Here is a 21,190-nt window from a genome sequence, read left to right as displayed (position 1 = left end):
ATTTGACCCATACGCACCCCCTCCGAAATCACAAATGAACGTTTATGAATGTTTTTAAAAGAAAATGATTGATTTATGTAAGCGTTCTCTTTATAATGAACTTACAAACAACATGAAAAGGAGAATGGAGATGCTGACTGAAGAGCGCTATTCCATTATTTTAGCGAAACTGAAATCGTTTGAAACGGTTAAGATTCAGGAGCTTATCGACATTACCGGTGCATCGGAGTCAACGATCAGGCGTGATTTGACTGAACTTGAAAAAAAGAAGTTCATTAAAAGAATTCACGGCGGGGCCAGAAGAATGGAACGCAAAATGGATGAGCCTGGAATGGGAGAAAAATCGGTCAAAAACCTTCATCAAAAACAGCGGATTGCTCAGGAAGCTGCACGATTGGTTGAAGAAGGTGACTGTATCTTTATTGATGCCGGTTCGACGACAAGTCATATGATTCCGTATTTACCGGATCAGGAGATCATTGTTGTGACGAATGGGCTGATGCATATAGAAGCACTGATGAAAAAAGGAATTCGTACTTATCTGACTGGCGGCCTTGTTAAACCGAAGACAAATGCGCTGATTGGCAGAGGGGCGATTGATTCTTTGAATGGCTATCGGTTTGATAAGGCGTTCATGGGGACAAATGGTGTGCATTATGAGTCGGGTTATACAACGCCTGACCCTGAAGAAGCACAGGTGAAAGCTGCGGCGATGAGTCTGGCAAGAGAAGCTTTTGTGCTGGCGGATTCAGAAAAGATTGGTGAAATTGCATTCGCACGGTTTGGTGAATTGAATGAAGCGGTTCTGATTACGGAAACACTTGAAGAGAACGCTGCACTTTATAAAGATCAGACCAGTGTAAAAGAGGTGGAAATATGATTTTAACAGTAACACTGAATCCGTCAGTGGATTATGTAGTGCGTCTTGAGAAGTTCAGTGAAGGCAACTTAAATAGGACGGATCAGACAGCTTTTTATGCCGGCGGGAAAGGGATCAATGTTTCCCAGGTGCTGAAGGAGCTTGATGTTTCAAGCACGGCTACAGGATTTACAGGCGGATTCAGCGGACATTTTATTGAAGATACGTTATCAGAAAAAGACATTAAAGCAGATTTTATACACGTTGACGATCATTCGAGAATCAATATTAAGCTGAAAACGGATGATGAAACGGAAATCAATGCAGCAGGACCTGTGATTTCACCGGAAAAAGTGAATGAATTGATCAGCCTCGTCAGCCGTTATGGAAATGGTGACACGCTGGTGCTTGCAGGCAGTATTCCCTCGAGTGTGGAGCGGGATTTATATGGGAAGCTTGCAGAAGCTGCACATCAGAACGGGATGCAGATAGTGATTGATTCAGAGAAATCCCTTCTAGAGCCGGCGCTCAGGACGCCGCTTACACTGATTAAACCGAATCACAAAGAACTGGGCGGATACATTGGCTGTAACATTCACACAGTGGAAGAAGCAGTTCAGTACGGCCGTGACTTTTACAGTCAACACGACATCGAATATCTGATGGTGTCTATGGCCGGGGATGGAGCAGTTTTATTTACGAAGGATGATACCTGGATCGCAACGCCGCCAAAGGGTGAGTTACTGAACAGCGTGGGTGCGGGCGATTCATCTGTCGCGGGATTTCTGGCAGGGCTTGAAAAAGGCTTATCTGTCAAAGAGTCATTTGCACTCAGTATGGCATGCGGCGCAGCAACCGCATTTTCAGAAGGACTTGCTGTAAAAGAAGACATTTATCACTACTTGCCACTGGTACAAATAAGGGGGTTAGCACAATGAAGATTACTGATTTACTGACAAAACATACGATTAATCTGAATCTGAAATCAAAGGAAAAGCAGGGCACGATTGATGAAATGGTGAGCCTGTTAGACCGCGCAGGGAAGCTGAATGACGCAAAAGCGTATCGTGAAGCAATCCAGGCACGTGAAGATCAGACAACAACTGGAATTGGTGAAGGTGTTGCCATTCCACACGCGAAGACGAAGGCGGTAAAAGAGCCGGCGATCGCATTTGGGCGCTCTGTTGAAGGGCTTGACTATGAGTCGCTTGACGGTCAGCCAGCACACTTGGTATTTATGATTGCTGCAACTGAAGGGGCAAATGACACACATTTACAGGCGCTCAGCCGTTTATCAGTATTGCTGTTAAAAGATGAAGTGAAGCAGGGACTTCTTGATGCAAAAACGGAAGATGACGTGATTGCGCTGATTTCAAGCTTTGAAGAAGAGGAAGCGGAAGAAGAGCAGTCAACTGGTGATGTGCAGGGTCAGATCCTGGCTGTAACTGCCTGTCCGACAGGGATTGCACACACGTATATGGCAGCAGATGCGCTGAAAAATAAAGCAAAAGAAATGAATGTACCAATTAAAGTTGAAACAAACGGTTCAGACGGCGCCAAAAACGTGCTCACGGCGGAAGAGATTGAAAATGCTGTAGCGATAATCGTGGCAGCTGATACGAACGTAGAGATGGAGCGTTTTAAAGGGAAGCGTGTCATCGAAGTGCCGGTTACTGACGGCATCCGTAAAACTGAAACGCTGATCAATCGTGCAATCAAGCAGGATGCACCTGTTTATCAGGGCAGCGGCGGATCTGGTGAAAAGAAAGAGGAAGGTCAGGCAAAAGGCCGTTCAGGTGTCTATAAGCACTTAATGAACGGTGTATCGAATATGCTTCCGTTTATCGTTGGTGGAGGTATTCTGATTGCACTATCCTTTATGTTTGAAAATCAGGTTACTGGTGAGCGCTCACCGATTGGTGACATTTTAAGTTACATTGGTGGCGATAATGCATTTGCGTTGATTATTCCGGTTCTTGCAGCCTTTATCGCAATGAGTATTGCTGATCGCCCAGGTTTTGCACCGGGTATGGTCGGTGGTCTGATGGCAGCTTCAAGTAACGCAGGTTTCCTTGGCGGGATCATCGCCGGCTTCCTTGCAGGTTACTTAGTCCTTGGCTTAAAACGTGTTTTTGCAAATCTACCGCAGGTGTTTAACGGTTTAAAACCGGTTCTGATTTATCCATTGTTCGGTATCTTAATTACAGGACTGATTATGTATTGGGCAGTTCAGCCTCTTAGCGCAATTAACCAGGGTATCATTGACTGGTTAGGCGGACTTGGTACAGGTAACCTTGCGTTGCTTGGTCTGCTTCTTGGCGGAATGATGGCGATTGATATGGGTGGTCCGATTAATAAAGCAGCTTATGCATTCGCGCTTGCAGTTGCTGCAGACGGACAGTTCGGCCCGCAGGCAGCAGTGATGGCCGGAGGAATGGTGCCGCCGCTTGGAATGGCACTTGCCACAACACTTTTCCGTAAAAAGTTCAATGAGCAGGAGCGTAAAACAGGGGTTTCAGCATACTTCCTTGGTGCATTCTTTATCACTGAAGGTGCAATTCCATTCGCAGCAGCCGATCCGCTCCGCGTGATTCCTTCAGCAGTAGCTGGATCTGCAGTCGCAGGTGGTCTGACACTATGGTTTGACCTTGCACTGCGCGCACCACACGGCGGAATCTTCGTATTCCCGACACTTGAAGGCGCAGTGACCAACATGCTGCTTTATCTGATTGCGATTGTTGCAGGTACGATCGTGACTGCGGTTACGGTTGGATTGTTGAAGAAGCCGGTTGTGGGGTAAGGAGTAAGTTTGGTTATTGGTTTCGGTTTTGGTTCGGCGTAAAACATGGTTTGTACGACGGTAAACGAGTCGTGTTCGATGTAAAACACATGGTGTTCGACGTTAAATCTGGCTGGTTCGCCACTCATCAACCAATCTTCGCCACTTCGTGATGTTTGACCTATGCGCGAACAGCGCCAAAAAACTTCCTTCAGGCGAAGCCTGAGGAAGTTTTTTCTGTCACGGTGCCTATAAGATGTGATCGTCTGCTTACGCTTTTCTCTGTCCAGCTTCAGGCGCTAGCTCCTCGGGTCATAAGTCACGCATCGGTAAACGGCAAAACCGCCCGTTTTCCGCTCCGCATCTTACGCCTGTCGGAGCTGACCAAGCGCCTTACGCTTTTCTATTGGTCACTGACTCTTACGCCACCAACGGCATAGTCCGTCTTCTTCATTTCTTCTATAATAATTGACACTTTATCAGGCGTGGCACCGGTTGTTTCCACAACGGCATCCGTTACTTTGGCAGCGAGCGCCTTTTTCTGATCATCACTGCGTCCCTCAAGCATTTTCACTGTTACGATTGGCATATTCATGATCTCCCTTCAGTGTGTATTCATCGTCTTCAATTGGCCTCATATGATACAATTAAAGATGTTTATTATTGTATATGATTCAAGCTGATTTTACATATAATTTATCTATAAGGAGTGGACATACATGTCAGACAAGAAGAAAAATATCGGGTTTAATATTATAAAAAATGATCCGACAGATGGCCACGGGGGCTATGGTGTCGGTTCACTGAGCCTTGATAACGTATCGCCTGTCATTGTTGATGTGGCTGAGCGGGAAGCGGAAGTGGATATTGGTGCGATGCATGCGAGATCCAAGGTGGAAAAGCGGATTAAATTTACAACGAACCGTGAAGATTCAGCAGGCGGTAAGGATTACTGGCTTGTCTGGGTGACGATTGACCGTAAGCCTGAGGGACCTTATTATGCGGGCGTTACTGCGTGTGAAATGGTTGTGAACGTTGAAAAGCGCAGAGGGTATAAAGTGCTCGCAGATCACGTAAATCTGATGGATAAATCAATGAAGCGTAAAATCATCGTGGATCATATGGATGAACCATCAAAAAAGGTGCTTGCAGACTTCCTTAAAGCCCACAACGAAGCTTTCTGGGATGCATCTGAACCGGAGCTTCATCAGGCACTGCTGTCAACAGAAAAGTGACATTCGTGAACAAAATGTGACGGATTGTAGAAAACTGTCACCTATTATTGCTAGTGACCGTGAAAGAGAGTAAAATTATTTTACAGTTGCATGGATATGTAGCTAGGACACGAAAAAACCCGAGGCCGCACACCTCGGGTTTTTTTGCATGCAATTTTGCTATTCAAGGAACCACTTTTCGAACCAGTTTTCATCTTCTGTATGTCCGCTGACCGGTTCGCCGGGCGGTGGCGCAGCATTGCCGTCACAGTCCTCGAGCGGCACCGTTTCTTCAGTAAAGTAGGCTGTCCGTTTGCCGCATGATTCTCCTGACAGCAGTCCGGTGTGCGGGTCCATCTGAACAGCTATGACACCGGGTGGAGGGACGAAAAATTCCTCCGGCTGCGATGCATGAGCACGCTCCATGAAGCGCAGCCAGATCCATTTTGCCGCCTGCTTGTCTTCTGTGAGCGTCAGCATTCTCGCATCATCATAGCCTGTCCACACGCCAGCTGTGAGAGAGGGTGAGAAGCCGACCATCCACTGATCTGTATTGGTTGTACCTGATTTTGCTGCGTATTCACGCGTCTTTTCATCTAAAAGGGTAATCCCTGTCACAGTCGAATAATCATTGAGCGCAGGGTCGAATGTGCCTGTCAGCATGTGCGTCATCACAAATGCTTCCTGTTCATCCATAATCCGTTTCGTTTTTGTTTTGGCTTGATAAATCACTTCTCCATCAGGCGCTTCGATCTTCCTGATTAATACCGGCTTCACCCGTTTGCCGCCGTTGGCAAAAGCAGAATAAGCACCAAACAATTCGAGCGGGACAGCTTCAGATGTACCAAGTGCTGCAGACGGAACCTCATCAACAGGCGTGCTGAAGCCAAACTGCTTAGCCTGACCCTTCAGCGCATTACTGCCGAGAAATTCATGCGCTTTTACAGCATAGATATTATCTGAAATTGCAATCGCCTGAGCCAGTGTAATCGCGTCATTCGCATACTTCTGATTAAAGTTCTGCGGCGCATACTCGCTTCTGCCTTCATCATAAATAAACGTAGTCGGTTCACTGCGCATCGTTGTCGCAGGTGTGAATCCATTTTTCAGTGCAGCTGTATATAAAATCGGCTTGATTGTCGAACCAGGCTGTCTGAGTGCCTGGGTTACACGGTTAAAAGGAGTCTCTACAAAATCGCGTCCGCCAATCATCGCCCGCACCTCACCGCTTTCAGGATCCATTGCTGCAAATGCCACTTCAAGGGCAGTATCAGCAGGCATATTCTCTTTCACAACCTCATCAGCGATCGTCTGCAGCTCAGTATCAAGCGTCGTATAAATTTTGAGCCCTCCATATTTTAAATAATAAGGTTCAAGATCAATCGACTCGATCTCTTTCCAGACAGCCTCCTGAAAATAAGGTGCCGCTCCAAGAAATTCTGAAGGGGGTGAAGCAGTAACCTGAAGCTTCTCATCTATTGCCGCTTCAGCTTCCTCAGCAGTAATATCACCGTTTTCAACCATCTCACCAAGCACCAGCTCCTGACGCTTCTTCGCCTGATCAAAATAATCAACCGGAGAATAGCCGGATGGTGACTTCGGAATCCCTGCAAGCATCGCCGCCTGCGCGAGCGTCAGATCCTCAGAAGACACGCCGAAATAATACTGACTCGCCGCTTCAATGCCATAGCGTCCGTGCCCGTAATAAATCGTGTTTAAGTAACCTTCCAGAATATCTTCTTTTTCATAATTCCACTCAAGCCGTATCGTATATAATGCCTCATTCAGCTTTCGTGCCCACGTCTTATCATGCGTCAGATAAAGGTTGCGCGCATACTGCTGGGAGATCGTACTCGCACCCTGCACCTTCGCCATCGCTTTAATATCAGCAGCCAAAGCGCCCGCAATCCTTTTAAAATCAAATCCTTTATGGTCATAAAACTTTCGGTCCTCCACTGCAATGACCGCCTTTACAGCAAGAGGTGAAATATCATCAAGCGGCTTCCAGTACCGTTTCTCCCCTGAAGACCGCTCACCAATCAGCTGATCATCGCCGTCAAACAGCAGTGTGGACTGCGTCACCGCAATCGATGGCGGCCCCGTCGTCTTAGCATAAAAGTACAGCACCGTGACAGAAGCGCCCCATAGAAATACAAAAGCAATCAGTCCGAGTAAAGCAAGCTGCAACGCCCTAACCCGCTTCCTCCGTCTTCTCCGCGAAACACGCCCCAACGCTCCCGCCTCCTGTTTTTTAACAGTAGTATGGGCAAACCTGCAGAGATTTAATCTTTTAACTTTTTAACCATGTCAGATACGCCGTCACCATTGCACCACAATCCCTCCTGATCCCCTTAACAAACTAAAAGCCGCCCAACTGCTTCAGCCCGCCCCAAAATGTTCATCTAAACGAACCAAACTTTCAAAAAAACATCTTGAAATCTCCCCAAAAAAGTCTATACTTTTCCTCATGTGTGTTTTCTTTTCGATATAGGTGGAAAACACTCTTAGTAACAAATAAAACATTGTTAATAAGCCATCATGTTTTGCATGCTGGTTGAGTGTATACAGCTTATAAAAATTAACATTCTTTATGAATCCATATCAGCAGTTGATTGGAGTGGAGGGCGGAGACTCCCGCCCCAGGAAGCTCACCGCCCGGGGGCAGGAAAGCGTAGCCCTCCACGGAAATCAACTGCGGTTATTGGAGACAATCTCATTTAAAAGGAGAAATGCAAAATGGGCGGATTCTGGTTCACAGAAAAACAAACAGAAAACTTCGGCATTACAATGAAAATCAACAAGACACTCCACACAGAAAAAACAGACTTCCAGCAGCTCGACATGGCTGAAACAGAAGAATGGGGTAACATGCTTTTCCTTGACGGCATGGTCATGACATCACAAAAAGACGAATTCGTTTACCACGAAATGGTCGCACACGTACCGCTTTTCACACACCCAAACCCTGAAAACGTACTTGTAGTAGGCGGAGGAGACGGCGGTGTGATCCGTGAAGTACTGAAGCACCCGTCAGTAAAGAAGGCAACACTTGTTGAAATCGACGGCAAAGTCATCGAATACTCGAAAAAATACCTTCCTGAAATCGCAGGAGACCTTGAAAACGAGCGCGTTGAAGTCATCGTTGGAGACGGCTTCATGCATATTGCTGAAAGCAAAAATGAGTATGATGTAATCATGGTTGATTCAACTGAGCCTGTAGGACCGGCTGTGAACCTGTTTACAAAAGGCTTCTATTCAGGTATTTCCAATGCGCTGAAAGAAGACGGCATTTTCGTCGCGCAGTCAGATAACCCATGGTTCAAAGCAGATCTGATTAAGCAGGTGATGAGTGATGTGAAGGAAATCTTCCCAATCACACGTCTTTACACGGCGAACATTCCAACGTACCCAAGCGGTCTGTGGGCATTCACACTTGGATCGAAAAAGCATGATCCGTTAAAAGTGGCTGAAGAAAGATTCCATGAAATCGATACGAAGTATTATACAAAAGAGCTTCACAATGCAGCATTTGCTCTGCCGAAATTCGTGAAAGACTTAACTGAATAGGAGGCATCCCCTGTGAAATTTGATGAGCAGTATTCAGGAAATGTTTTTATTAAAAGTCACCCGAACTATGATGAAAGCCAGGCAGTGATCTATGGCATGCCGATGGACTGGACAGTCAGCTACCGTCCAGGTTCACGCTTCGGTCCTGCCCGCATCCGTGAAGTATCAATCGGACTTGAAGAGTACAGCCCGTACCTTGACCGAGATCTTGATGAAGTAAAATACTTCGATGCGGGCGATATTCCGCTGCCGTTTGGCAATCCTTATAAAAGCATCGATTTAATTGAAGAATATATCGATTCTCTTTTAAAAGACGGTAAGTTTCCACTCGGTATGGGTGGAGAGCACCTGGTGTCATGGCCTGTCATGAAAGCTGTTGCGAAAAAATATGATGATCTGGCTATCATTCATTTTGACGCGCACACAGACCTTCGCACAGACTATGAAGGTGAAGAACTATCACACTCAACGCCAATCCGTAAAATTGCTGAGCACATCGGACCGAAAAATGTTTACTCATTTGGGATCCGTTCAGGAATGAAGGAAGAGTTCGACTGGGCAAAAGAAAACGGCATGCATATTTCAAAATTTGAAGTGCTTGAGCCGCTAAAAGAAATCCTGCCAACACTTGCAGGCCGCAACGTGTATGTAACGATCGATATCGACGTACTGGATCCGGCACATGCACCAGGCACCGGCACTGTTGACGCAGGCGGCATCACATCACGCGAACTGCTAGCATCAATCCATGCAATCGCAGGGTCAAATGTTAACGTGGTAGGCGCAGACTTAGTTGAAGTCGCACCAGTCTATGACCACTCAGAACAAACAGCCAACACAGCGAGTAAAATGCTGCGTGAAATGCTGCTTGGGTTTGTGAAATAGTTGATTGATGAGAATGACTCTTTTAAAAAGGGTCATTCTTTTTTAGTTTGTAAATTTCCAAAACCGCTGACCCTTTCCGTGGTGGGCTGCGCTTTCCTGCCCCCGGGCGGTGAGCCTCCTCAGCTTCGCTTCCGGGGTCTCACCTGTCCCTTCCTGGGGCGGGAGTCTCCGCCCACCACGGAAAGGGCCAACTGAGTGTGAATCAGTAAAATTGTTTACAGCAACATGTTGTCTAGAGTAGAAGGGTATGAAGCCGATGACCACAACGCTCAAATGGTTCCATCAAACACTTGATGAACGGTTCGCAGCACTCAACACGGGTGTGTTACTATATTAAATGTTTATTTGCGTCACTCGCCAACTTAAGTATATTACTGGTTTATATGCACTTCTTCACTTGAGAGGGAGGAGTTCAGTATAGATCATCCAAATTATAACCTGCTTCAGGTTGATCGAAGTGTAAGGGGGCGACTCCGGGACGATTAGAGGGAAGCTTAGACCCCGCAGCCGAAGGCGAGGAGGCCATATCGGACCACACAACGGTCCACCGTCCGGAAAGCGTCCCCCTGAAACGTAGATCAACCGTTGTTATAGTAATGCTGCATATTCGCACTCTCTGATATAAGATTTTTCTTCCCAAACCCCCACAACTTCCATTGCAATTTACACACATCCTCTCTTATAATAGAAAGGTTATTAATTGAGCGAAACGGAGTGAGCAAGATGGAAAATGCAACACCCGTCTCCATTCACCTGACAACAGTGATCACGCAGCCCGATGGCTCAAAGGAAAAACTATCCCTGGAGTCTGAAGGGGAATGGATTCAAAAAAACAACATTGATTATTTAAAATATGAAGAAGAGCAAAACGGAGGCACCGTCCGGACTATTGTAAAAATGGAAGAAGACAGTGCTGTCATCCTGCGCAGCGGAGCGGTTAAAATGCGGCTCGCTTTCAGACGCGGTGACAAAATGATGAGCTCTTATGAAAGTGAGCATGGTACACTTTCCCTTTTAACAAATACAAAAGCATACACACACCATACGCCGGGCAAAAAGGACGGACGTTTTCAAATCACGTACGGACTTGAAATACAGGGTTCAAGTGTTGGCAATTATAAAATGACGATTAATTACAAGGAGGCAGTGCAATGACCATTGCATTAGATGTACAGGAAAAACTGAAACAGGAAATTAAGGATGCGGTATTAAAAGCGGGGCTTGCAACTGAAGATCAGCTGCCGGAAGTCGTGCTTGAAACGCCGAAAGATAAGGCAAACGGAGATTTCTCGACGAACATGGCGATGCAGCTTGCACGCGTAGCGAAAAAAGCACCGCGTCAGATCGCGCAGGACATCGTTGACAACTTCGATCAGTCAAAAGCTTCTATTAAGGAACTGGATATCGCAGGACCTGGATTCATCAACTTTTACATGGATAACGCTTATCTGACTGACCTGATCCCGTCAATCCTGACTGCCGGTGAGGCATATGGGGAAACAGATACCGGCGTAGGTGAAAAAGTGCAGGTTGAGTTCGTATCAGCGAACCCTACAGGAGACCTTCACCTTGGACATGCCCGCGGTGCGTCAGTTGGAGATTCACTGTCTAACGTTTTGGCAAAAGCAGGCTATGATGTGACGCGTGAATACTATATCAATGATGCCGGTAACCAGATCCACAATCTTGCGCTGTCTGTTGAAGCACGCTACTTCCAGGCGCTTGGCCAGGATAAGGACATGCCTGAAGACGGCTATCACGGCGCTGACATTATCGGAATTGCCAACACGCTTGCTGAAGAGTTTGGCGATAAGTATGTTAATGCATCTGAAGAAGAACGCTATGAATTTTTCCGTGAATACGGGTTGAAATTTGAGCTTAAGAAATTGCAGGATGACCTTGAAGCATTCCGCGTACCTTTTGACGTATGGTTCTCTGAAACATCTCTATATAAGAGCGGCAAGATTGATGACGCGCTAAAAGTGTTGAGAGACAACGGCCACATTTATGAAGAAGATGGGGCAACATGGTTCCGTTCAACAGAGCTTGGCGATGACAAAGACCGCGTTCTGATCAAAAATGACGGCTCTTACACGTACCTGACGCCTGACCTTGCTTATCACCGTGATAAGTTCGAGCGCGGGTTTGATAAAGTGATTAATATCTGGGGTGCTGATCACCACGGCTACATTCCGCGTATGAAAGCGGCTGTTGAGGCGCTTGGCTATAACCGTGAGAACCTTGAAGTTGAAGTCATTCAGATGGTTCAGCTTTATAAAGACGGCGAGAAAATGAAGATGAGTAAACGTACAGGTAAAGCTGTCACGATGCGTGAACTTGTAGATGAAGTAGGCCTTGACGCAGTACGCTACTTCTTCGCAATGCGCTCAGGCGATTCACATATGGACTTTGACCTGGACCTTGCTGTATCTCAATCGAATGAAAATCCGGTTTACTACGCCCAGTATGCGCACGCACGTATCTGCAGCATTCTGCGTTCAGGAGAAGAGCAAGGCTTCAGCTTTGCAGACAAGGCTGACGTATCACTAATCGGCACTGAAAAAGAAATCGATCTGCTGAAGAAGCTTGGTGAATTCCCGCAGGTAGTCGGTACTGCTGCTCAAATGCGCACACCGCACCGCGTAGCAACGTATATCAACGAACTCGCATCAGCCTTCCACAGCTTCTACAATGCGAATAAAGTACTGGATGCAGAAGCACCTGAACTCACAAAAGCACGTCTGAACCTGATTCAGGCAGTACGCCAGACCATCAGCAACGCCTTGAAACTGATCGGTGTAGCAGCTCCTGAGCAAATGTAAGAGTGAAGGGTGGGGACAGTCCCTATACTTCATATGATCAAAGGCGAATTACTAAAAACTGTCTCCCACAAGGAGGCAGTTTTTTTATGGAACAAAAGCCATCACTCCTGTTAGCAGCCTGCGGTGAAGAGGAAGAGCCTGATATGAGTTTTGCAGGTGAGGGAGACCAGTGGGAAGCAACGCTTGAAATGACTGAGTTTGTCAGTGATGATGATCAGGAAATGGTGGAGCACGATTTCGCTATCACCTATCAGGGAGAAGAAGCGGATCTGCTTGGTGAAGACGACATTGGTCAGGTGGTTGCGGGATATCGTAATGTGGATCAGGAAACGAAATCGACCTATGAATTCAACAACGAGTCTCTGACTGATCTGACTTTTGAAGTATCAAGTAACTTAGGAGCGTTTATCTTTGATGTGACAGCTGATGATACGATTGAAGTATATGTTGAGTGGGGAGATAGGCAGGAGGAAACGTTCGATATCACCACTGAAGAGTAAACTCAGGTCATACTGATCCTGAGTTTTTTCGTGTGAAGGATTTTGTCTGATCGATCTCGAATAACCTAACGGGGAGGTTGAGAAATGAATATTTTAAATAAACACCTGACAAAAGATCAGAAAATCGCAATTAATCTATACATATCACGTGACGCAAGAGAAGTGGACAGGGCATTTCATCAGTTCAGACAGGGAGAGGGGAAAGCTGAAAGTGTGGTGCGTGTGCTGGAATCATATCAGAATGCTGACGGCGGGTTTGGCCATGCACTTGAGCCAGACCGGCGGCTGATTGATTCATCAGTACTTGAAACAACTGTTGCGCTTCAATATCTGATGCAGCTGCCGATCAGTCGTGAGCATCCGATGGTCTCAAAGGCACTGAACTATCTGGAAAAACAGTACGATGGAGAGCAAAAGCTTTTTCCAATTGTACCTGTTACAGTGAATCACGTTCCGAGCGCACCGTGGTGGCACGTGAATGAGGCAGGGGAAACCGGATTTGAAAAAACACCGGGTAATCCGTCAGCGGAGGTTCTCGGATATTTTCAACGCTGCCGACCGCATAGTATATTCACTGCAAAGCTGGAAACAGATGTCCTTAACCGCTTAGATGAAATCACAGAATGGGATATGCATGAAATTCAGTGCTATTACAGGCTTGCCGAGATGACACCGAAGCCGGATCTACAGCGGCGGATTATTCAAAAGATCATCCAGCACGTTCAATTCACTCAAAATCCTGAAGAGTGGCAGGGATATGGACTTCAACCGATCCAGCTGATCAAGAATACTCAATCACCTTTATATGGAAAGTTTGAAGATATAGCTGAAGAAAATGCAGCATGGTACGCGCAACAGCTTCATGCAGAAGGCTACTGGAACCCTTCGTGGGAGTGGGGACAGTATCCGGTTGAATGGGCGCTGTCAAAAAAAGATTGGCAAAGCTATTTGACAGTTAACGCCTGTCATCCGCCACAGTATTTGATGAAGATTTGAAGTCTGGGACAGACCCCGACTTCGTTTTTTTACGTGACAAACCATTCAAATTCTGATAATATAATCACCGTCCCGGTTAATTCCGAGTATCTTGATAAGAATAATATATTTTGAATGGAGTGGACCCTGAAATGGGACGAGAATTCGTAGAAATTTTTGATGAATGGGCAGACAGTTACGATGCATCAGTCAGTGGACAGGACGAAGAATACGCAGCTGTTTTTGAACACTATGACGCGATTCTTGAAAAGGTTGCCTCAATTGCTTCAGGTCACACAGTTGAATTTGGACCTGGTACCGGCAATCTGACTGAAAAACTTTTAGCAAAAGGTCTGACGGTAACAGCCTATGAACCGAACAATGCCATGCGCATTCGTACACAGGATCGTTTTCCTGCTTTAAATATTACTGACGGCGACTTTCTCGAGTTTGAGTTAAACGAAAAGCCCGATACATTCGTCAGTACGTACGCTTTTCACCATCTGACAGATCAGGAAAAAGCACAGGCAGCAAACATTTATGCAGCTGCACTGCCGGCCGGCGGACAAATCGTTTTTGCAGATACCATTTTTGAAACAAAAGAAGCAAAACACGCCCAGTGGAAAAAGGCCGAACAGCAGGGCTATCTGAATCTGCTTGAAGACTTAAAAAGAGAATACTATACAACGATTCCGGTTATGAACGAACTGCTTGAAGATGCAGGATTCGCCGTTTCATTTAAAAGAATGAATGAATACGTGTGGCTGATTCATGCGGTGAAGAAATAGTGATTTGCAGGGGGGGCACAGCAGGGACGGAGTTAACTGTGCCATTTTAATAATCGTTATAAAAATGGCACACTAAGCTCCGTCCCTGGTGTGACACCTAAAAAATGTAAGCAAGAATGGAAATCCCTGTACATCCCATCACCAGACCAGTTAAGATAAACACAATCACACTTTCAAAGGAGAGATTTCACATGACAAAGAAAATGAATGTAGAAAGCTTCAATCTTGACCACACGAAAGTAAAAGCACCTTATGTACGACTTGTTGGGGTGACAAAAGGACAGAACGGCGATGAAATTCATAAGTATGACATGCGTTTTAAGCAGCCGAACAAAGAGCATATGCCGATGGATGGCCTTCATTCGATTGAGCACTTAATGGCTGAAAATATCCGTAATCACCTCGACAACGTAGTTGATATCGGGCCAATGGGCTGCCAGACAGGATTCTACCTTGCTGTGCTCAACCATGATAACTACGATGAGATTCTGAATGCGATTGAAGCAACATTGAATGATGTGCTGAAAGCTGACGAAGTACCGGCATGCAACGAAGTTCAGTGCGGCTGGGCAGCGAATCACAGCCTTGAAGGTGCAAAGGAAATCGCTGCTGATATGCTTGCGAAGCGCGATGAGTGGAAAGACGTTTTTGGTGAGGACGCATAAATGAACGTAGCAAAAAGCGTGCACGAACTGATCGGCAATACGCCGGTCGTAGAAATCTCCGGCATTCCGGTTCCAAACGAATGCCGGATTTTTGCGAAACTGGAGTATTTTAATCCGGGCGGAAGCGTCAAAGACCGCCTCGGAATGGAACTCATCGCAGACGCACTGAAGCACGGTGAGTTAAAAAAAGGCGGCACAATCATTGAGCCGACTGCGGGAAACACTGGCATCGGAGTTGCACTCGCTGCAGTCGGACGCGGGTTCAAAGTCATTTTTGTTGTTCCTGAAAAGTTCAGTGTTGAAAAACAGACGCTGATGCGCGCTCTTGGCGCTGAAGTTGTAAACACGCCAACGGCTGACGGAATGAAAGGCGCAATCGCTAAAGCAGAACAGCTTGTGCGTGAAATTCCTGATTCATTTTCACCTGCTCAGTTTGGCAATCCGGCTAATCCGGAGACCTACTACAAAACCATGGGCCCTGAACTGTGGCGCGACCTGGATGGCAACATTGATATTTTTGTTGCTGGAGCAGGTACAGGCGGCACGTTTATGGGAAATGCCCGCTTTTTAAAAGACCAGAATCAGGCGATTAAAACGGTTATTGTAGAACCGGAGGGCTCAACCATTAATGGAGGAGAGTCCGGTCCTCATAAAACTGAAGGCATCGGAATGGAATTTCTCCCTGAATATATGAACCGTGATCTGTTCGATGCGATTCATACAGTCTATGATAAAGACGCTTTTTACTGGGTAAAAGAACTGGCGTTAAAAGAAGGTCTGCTTGTCGGCAGCTCATCAGGCGCAGCGTTTCATGCTGCACTGAAAGAAGCGGAAACAGCTGAAAAAGGCAGTCATATCGTAACAGTTTTCGCTGACAGCAGTGAACGTTACTTGAGTCAGAATATCTATGAAGGTGGTTGATCATATATGAAGCAGAAAACAAAATTGATACATGGCGGTATTGTTGGAGACGAAGCAACAGGTGCAGTGTCCACGCCAATCTATCAGGTAAGCACATACAAGCAGGATGGCGTAGGCGGTCTGCGTCAGGGATACGAGTATTCACGTACGGGTAACCCGACGCGCCACGCGCTCGAAGAACTCATTAAAGACCTTGAAAATGGTCATGCAGGATTTGCATTCGGTTCAGGAATGGCCGCAATCAGTTCAGTCATGATGCTGTTTGATACAGGTTCTCACGTTGTATTAACAGATGATGTCTACGGCGGTACGTACCGTGTCATGACCAAGGTTTTGAACCGTCTTGGTATTGATTCAACATTTGTCGATACAAGCGATCCTGAAAACGTGAAGAATGCGATTCAGGAAAATACGAAGGCAGTATTTATTGAAACGCCTACAAACCCGCTGTTAAAAGTAACTGATATCGCAGCAGTATCAGCTGTTGCCAAAGAGCACGGACTGCTGACAATTGTTGATAACACATTTACAACACCATACTGGCAGACGCCAATCGATCATGGTGCAGATATCGTCGTGCACAGTGCAACAAAATATCTTGGCGGACACAGTGATGTTGTCGCAGGACTTGTTGTCGTCAATTCAGCTGAGCTTGCTGAAGAAGTGCATTTCGTTCAGAACTCTGTTGGCGCGATCCTCGGACCACAGGATTCATGGCTGTTAATGCGCGGTATTAAAACGCTTGGCCTGCGCATGGAAGAACATGAAGTGAACGCCAAAGAAATCGTATCTTTCCTTGAACGCCATGAAGGTGTGACAACGATTCATTACCCAGGAATCAAATCTCACCCTGGTCATGAAACAGCAGCGAAGCAGTCACGAGGCTTCGGCGGCATGATTTCATTTGATGTAGGCAGCGGTGAAAAAGCAGCACGTGTGCTTGAGAAAGTAAAATACTTCACACTCGCTGAAAGTCTTGGGGCAGTAGAAAGCTTAATTTCTCTCCCGGCACGTATGACACACGCATCAATCCCGGCAGAACGCCGCGCAGAGCTCGGCATTACAGATGGGCTTGTGAGAATTTCAGTCGGAATTGAAGATATTGAAGATTTGCTTGCTGACCTTGAACAGGCGCTGGAAGATTAATAGTATTCTATGAGCCGCTCCTTTATGGGGCGGTTTTTTCGTGGGACAGGGGAGAGACGACGATCAATTTTGCAGATACTGCCGTCAAAATTCGGAACACTGCGATCAGCAGCTATCATACTACCACCAGCCGCGATGTTATGACCATCAGTGCTGAACACGCAGCGAAGCCGGCACTTGATGCCATTAGGAAACAGTCTTTCAGTTTGTTAAGGGCATGAAGAGGGGTATTGCAATACTATGCTTGACGGATATGACTTCAATTTGAGGTAATTGCTACATGCCCGACGCGAATTGCTGCAAATTCCCGGGTGTAGCGCTACTTCCCTGTGCGGAATCCTGCTTACCCGGCGTATATTGCTACCACTACCCGGGTGTATCACTACCGGACGGGGAAAAATTGCTACCTCCCAAACCAAAAACCTGCATCATTCGGAAAATATCTCGAATTCGAGATATTTTCTCTTGCATTCTTTTACAATCAGGATTACAATAAAGTTAGAAATTATCTCAGTTTCGAGATAAAGGAGTGGAGAACATGAATGTAACAGGTATTCATCACGTATCAGCAATCACAGGAGCTGCTGAGAAAAATCATACATTTTTTACACAGGTATTAGGCATGCGCCTTGTGAAGCGTACAGTTAATCAGGACAGCACGTCATCTTATCATTTATTTTACGCGGATGCAGTAGGCAGTCCGGGAACAGATATGACTTACTTTGATATTCCAATGGCCGGCCGCACGTATCCGGGGGTTTCAAGCATTTCGAATACGGCATTCCGCGTGCCGACGACAGAATCGCTTCACTATTGGAAAGAACGTTTTAATGAGCTGAATGTGCGTCATGATGACATTGAAAAGCGTGCAGGCCGGGATACACTTTACTTTGAAGATGAAGAGGGATCTCGTCTGATGCTTGTTGCAGACAACGGTGAGGAAGGCGTAGCACCAGGTGTGCCATGGACTGGCGCTGAAGTTCCGGAAGAGCACGCGATTGTTGGCCTTGGACCAGTGACGCTGACTGTCCGTCGTGCAGATAAAACAATTGCAGTCCTTGAGAACGTGCTTGGCTTTGAAAAAGTGAGTGAGTATCCGAACCGCGCAGGTGCTGAGCTGCCAGCGATTCAGGTCATGTCAGTTGCTGAAGGCGGAACAGGTGCTGAAGTGCATATTGAAGAGCGTCCTGATCTGCCGCCAGAGCGTCCCGGCCGTGGTAGTGTCCACCACGTGGCGTTTCGCGTGCCGACATTTGAAGACTATGAAAAGTGGGATGAGCGAATCCGCAGCTTCGGATTTATGACGTCAGGAGAAGTGGACCGCTATTACTTCCGCTCAATCTATTTCCGTGAATCAAATGGTATTCTGTTTGAACTCGCGACAGATGAGCCGGGCTTTGCGACGGATGAAGACATGGAACACCTTGGTGAAGAGCTGGCACTGCCGCCATTTCTTGAGCCTAAGCGCGCTCAGATTGAAGCAAGCTTAAGACCGCTTAACGTGTAAAATGTTTATCTGCCGTCCGGCTGGTGCCGGGCGGTTTTTATGTGGGAGGGGGGGGGCAGGGCATTTGTCATGATTTTCGGAACCATCGTCATAATGGCCTGAACCATCCTGGTAATGTCATGAACACCAGGTGTAATCTCCGGGACCGCCAAAGTAATCTCCTGAACCCCACCCCCTCTCAAAAAACCACTTGCACATTTTCTGACACAAAGTGCTATAATAGCATTGAAAAAACATTTTAATATGAACGGATAGAGGTGCTGATCATCAATGATCAGTTAAAAGGGAAGCTGGTGTAATTCCAGCGCGGTCCCGCCACTGTAAATGACTTGTGATTGTCGCATCCACTGTAGTCAGGCTATGGGAAGGAGGCATTCATTCAAACGTTATAAGCCAGGAGACCTGCCTTGATTCCAAGCACCAGACACGCCTACGAGGATATGGGCGGGTGTTGCAGTCTCCGTTTTTTACATACGGCTATACCCTGCAACCCTGCATCTCCCGCGTGAGATGTTTTTTTATTGCAAAAAAATCATAAGACGGAGGAATACAATATGAAAAAATGGTTACCTATTTTACTCGCAGCAGGCGTTCTTGCAGCCTGCTCAGACAGCGCAGAAGAAACAACAGATACGCAAAATGATCAGCAGGCGGAAGAAACAGAAGAACCTGCAGAAGAATCAGCAGAATCAGCAGAATCAGCATTTCCTGTAACGGTTACAGATGCAAATGGTGATGAGATCACCATCGAAGAGCAGCCTGATGCCATCGTTTCAATGCTGCCAAGTAATACAGAGATCGCATACGCACTTGGCCTTGATGAAGAAATCGTCGGTGTATCTGACTTTGATAATTATCCGGAAGAAGCAATGGAAGTTGAAAAGATCGGCGGTATGGAGTTCAACGTGGAAAAAATTATTGCCCTTCAGCCTGATGTTGTACTTGCGCATGCATCTAACCCGGGCGGTGCGGACGGCCTGCAGCAGATTGAAGATGCAGGTGTTCCGGTTGTTGTGATTGAAAATGCAATGACCTTCGATGAAGTGTATGACACGATCGAAAAGATCGGACAGGTGACAGGAACAACTGAAGAAGCAGAACAGATCATTGCTGACATGGAAGCAGGATTTGATGAAATTGCTGAAAAAGCCGCAAATATTTCTGAAGAAGACCGCAAATCAGTGTTAGTTGATGTTGCAGGGCCGCCTGAAATGTATGTAGCAGGAAATAATACATTTATCCAGGAAATGCTAGAACTGATCAATGCGGAAAATGTTATGGCAGATCAGGAAGGGTTTGTTCCTTTAACAGAAGAGGAAGTGGTGACGCGTAACCCTGATGTGGCACTTCTCACATATGGCTATTATGTTGAAGGTGCAGTTGACCAGTGGATGAGCTATGAAGGATTCAGCCAGGTAACAGCTGTAACGGAAGAAGCTGTATTTGAGGTTCCTTCTGACCCGGTTACACGCTCAGGCCCGAGACTTGTAGAAGGAACGCAGGCGCTTGCCGAAGCGATCTATCCTGATGTTTTCGCGGAATAAAGTCTGGACCGGCTACACCTTTTCAATCCTGCTATTACTGACAGCATTCACACTTGGCGTCACAGTCGGATCTGTTCAGGTTCCACTGACACAAATGCTGAATATTTTTGCCGGGGCGATCACAGGGAACAGAGAATCACTGGATCCGATGTTCAGTTCGATCGTACTTGATATCCGCTTTCCAAGAGTGGTGCTCGCAGCGCTTGTTGGTGCTTCATTAGCAATTGCCGGTGCTTCTTTCCAGGGACTGCTGAAAAATCCGCTTGCTGATCCTTATACGCTTGGAGTATCTTCAGGTGCTTCAGTCGGTGCAGTCGCAACGATTTTCCTCGGCTTAACAATACCCGGACTTGGCAGCTTCACGTTACCGGTGATCAGCATTTTAGCTGCGCTCATTACTTTAGTGATCGTGCTTGGTTTTGCAAGAATGGTTGAAAAATCGATGAAGATGGAAACGATTATCCTGACTGGTATTATTTTCAGTTCATTTCTCGGTTCAATCTTATCACTGATGATTGCCCTCACTGGCGATGAGCTCAGACAGATTATCAACTGGCTGCTTGGCAGTGTGTCGATGAGAGGCTGGGAATATATCAGACTGATTGCGCCGTTCTTTGTGATTGGAGCACTGCTGTTATTCTGGAATGCACGTGAACTGAATGCGATGGCATTTGGCGAGGAGCGCGCGCAGCATTTAGGCGTCAACGTGCAGCGCAGAAAGTTTGTTGTGTTAGCTTCAGGTTCACTGTTAACAGGCGCAGCAGTCGCAGTATCCGGCACAATCGGCTTTGTCGGACTTGTCGTGCCGCATATGGTCAGAATGGTAACAGGGTCAGACCATCGTCACGTACTGCCGCTTTCCATTCTAAATGGGGCGAGCCTGCTGATTCTGTGTGATCTGGTTGCAAGAACCATTGTAGCGCCGACTGAGCTTCCGATCGGTGTGATTACTGCGCTGATCGGCGCGCCGGTATTTGGACTGATTTTAATTCAAAGACGTAAGGAAAGGAGAGGATAG

The 21,190-nt window shown here is 46.6% G+C and carries 19 protein-coding genes and 1 riboswitch; of the genes, 17 read left to right on the top strand and 2 right to left on the bottom strand.

Annotated elements, in window-relative coordinates; all coding sequences use genetic code 11:
* Positions 1 to 130: 130 nt before the first annotated feature.
* From KP77_RS14835 to KP77_RS14825, 3 genes are read left to right on the top strand one after another with little or no spacing between them, the layout of a single operon-like run.
* Positions 131 to 880 (top strand): DeoR/GlpR family DNA-binding transcription regulator, encoded by a 750-nt coding sequence (locus tag KP77_RS14835; protein ID WP_041123528.1) that lies wholly within the window; start codon positions 131 to 133, stop codon positions 878 to 880.
* Positions 877 to 1,797 (top strand): 1-phosphofructokinase, encoded by a 921-nt coding sequence (gene pfkB / locus KP77_RS14830; protein ID WP_041123527.1) that lies wholly within the window; start codon positions 877 to 879, stop codon positions 1,795 to 1,797. The genes KP77_RS14835 and pfkB overlap by 4 nt, the downstream gene beginning before the upstream one ends.
* On the top strand, positions 1,794 to 3,659 hold the full coding sequence (locus tag KP77_RS14825; RefSeq protein WP_041123526.1) for a PTS fructose transporter subunit IIABC: 1,866 nt from the start codon (positions 1,794 to 1,796) through the stop codon (positions 3,657 to 3,659). The genes pfkB and KP77_RS14825 overlap by 4 nt, the downstream gene beginning before the upstream one ends.
* Before the next feature lie 382 nt (positions 3,660 to 4,041).
* Here the strand turns inward: KP77_RS14825 and KP77_RS14820 are convergent, their stop codons facing one another.
* The gene (locus tag KP77_RS14820) at positions 4,042 to 4,227 is read right to left on the bottom strand and encodes a 2-hydroxymuconate tautomerase (protein ID WP_041123525.1); all 186 of its coding nucleotides are present in this window, start codon (positions 4,225 to 4,227) and stop codon (positions 4,042 to 4,044) included.
* A 130-nt stretch (positions 4,228 to 4,357) separates the two neighbouring features.
* Between KP77_RS14820 and KP77_RS14815 the strand changes: the two genes are divergently transcribed.
* Complete coding sequence (locus KP77_RS14815) at positions 4,358 to 4,873, top strand: YwhD family protein (RefSeq protein WP_041123524.1); 516 nt, start codon at positions 4,358 to 4,360, stop codon at positions 4,871 to 4,873.
* A gap of 159 nt (positions 4,874 to 5,032) precedes the next feature.
* On the opposite strand, the gene KP77_RS14810 is transcribed toward KP77_RS14815, so the two are convergent.
* Positions 5,033 to 7,084: a transglycosylase domain-containing protein gene (locus KP77_RS14810; protein ID WP_041123523.1), complete on the bottom strand. Its 2,052-nt coding sequence runs from the start codon at positions 7,082 to 7,084 to the stop codon at positions 5,033 to 5,035.
* A gap of 504 nt (positions 7,085 to 7,588) precedes the next feature.
* Here KP77_RS14810 and speE point away from each other — a divergent pair.
* From speE to KP77_RS14745, 13 genes are all read left to right on the top strand, one after another.
* Positions 7,589 to 8,419 carry a polyamine aminopropyltransferase gene (gene speE / locus KP77_RS14805; protein ID WP_041123522.1) on the top strand — a complete coding sequence of 277 codons (831 nt, stop codon included), beginning with the start codon at positions 7,589 to 7,591 and terminating at the stop codon, positions 8,417 to 8,419.
* A gap of 12 nt (positions 8,420 to 8,431) precedes the next feature.
* Positions 8,432 to 9,304, top strand: coding sequence for an agmatinase (speB, locus tag KP77_RS14800; RefSeq protein ID WP_041123521.1), 873 nt, complete (start codon positions 8,432 to 8,434; stop codon positions 9,302 to 9,304).
* Between the two features lie 723 nt (positions 9,305 to 10,027).
* Entirely contained in the window at positions 10,028 to 10,459 is a 432-nt protein-coding gene (locus KP77_RS14795; protein ID WP_041123520.1) for a DUF1934 domain-containing protein, read from the top strand.
* Positions 10,456 to 12,126, top strand: a complete 1,671-nt coding sequence (gene argS / locus KP77_RS14790) for an arginine--tRNA ligase (RefSeq protein WP_041123519.1) — start codon at positions 10,456 to 10,458, stop codon at positions 12,124 to 12,126. The genes KP77_RS14795 and argS overlap by 4 nt, the downstream gene beginning before the upstream one ends.
* Positions 12,127 to 12,212: 86 nt before the next feature.
* Entirely contained in the window at positions 12,213 to 12,626 is a 414-nt protein-coding gene (locus tag KP77_RS14785; RefSeq protein ID WP_041123518.1) for a hypothetical protein, read from the top strand.
* A gap of 84 nt (positions 12,627 to 12,710) precedes the next feature.
* The gene (locus KP77_RS14780) at positions 12,711 to 13,622 is read left to right on the top strand and encodes a hypothetical protein (RefSeq protein WP_041123517.1); all 912 of its coding nucleotides are present in this window, start codon (positions 12,711 to 12,713) and stop codon (positions 13,620 to 13,622) included.
* 131 nt (positions 13,623 to 13,753) lie between these two features.
* Positions 13,754 to 14,389 (top strand): methyltransferase domain-containing protein, encoded by a 636-nt coding sequence (locus KP77_RS14775; RefSeq protein WP_041123516.1) that lies wholly within the window; start codon positions 13,754 to 13,756, stop codon positions 14,387 to 14,389.
* A 191-nt stretch (positions 14,390 to 14,580) separates the two neighbouring features.
* Complete coding sequence (locus KP77_RS14770) at positions 14,581 to 15,054, top strand: S-ribosylhomocysteine lyase (RefSeq protein WP_041123515.1); 474 nt, start codon at positions 14,581 to 14,583, stop codon at positions 15,052 to 15,054.
* Positions 15,055 to 15,975, top strand: coding sequence for a PLP-dependent cysteine synthase family protein (locus tag KP77_RS14765; RefSeq protein WP_041123514.1), 921 nt, complete (start codon positions 15,055 to 15,057; stop codon positions 15,973 to 15,975).
* A gap of 6 nt (positions 15,976 to 15,981) precedes the next feature.
* Positions 15,982 to 17,121, top strand: coding sequence for a bifunctional cystathionine gamma-lyase/homocysteine desulfhydrase (locus KP77_RS14760; protein ID WP_041123513.1), 1,140 nt, complete (start codon positions 15,982 to 15,984; stop codon positions 17,119 to 17,121).
* 538 nt (positions 17,122 to 17,659) lie between these two features.
* Positions 17,660 to 18,628 (top strand): ring-cleaving dioxygenase, encoded by a 969-nt coding sequence (locus KP77_RS14755; RefSeq protein WP_041123512.1) that lies wholly within the window; start codon positions 17,660 to 17,662, stop codon positions 18,626 to 18,628.
* A 238-nt stretch (positions 18,629 to 18,866) separates the two neighbouring features.
* Positions 18,867 to 19,052, top strand: a riboswitch (cobalamin riboswitch).
* Positions 19,053 to 19,182: 130 nt separating this feature from the next.
* Positions 19,183 to 20,172, top strand: a complete 990-nt coding sequence (locus KP77_RS14750; RefSeq protein WP_041123511.1) for an ABC transporter substrate-binding protein — start codon at positions 19,183 to 19,185, stop codon at positions 20,170 to 20,172.
* Entirely contained in the window at positions 20,135 to 21,190 is a 1,056-nt protein-coding gene (locus KP77_RS14745) for a FecCD family ABC transporter permease (protein WP_407637936.1), read from the top strand. Before KP77_RS14750 ends, KP77_RS14745 begins: the two co-directional genes overlap by 38 nt.

This window comes from Jeotgalibacillus alimentarius (genome assembly GCF_000829445.1).
GTDB classification, from domain to species: Bacteria; Bacillota; Bacilli; order Bacillales; family Jeotgalibacillaceae; genus Jeotgalibacillus; species Jeotgalibacillus alimentarius.
The sequence above is the reverse complement of the archived record's forward strand: the minus strand, read 5'-3'. Positions and strand labels throughout refer to the sequence as shown.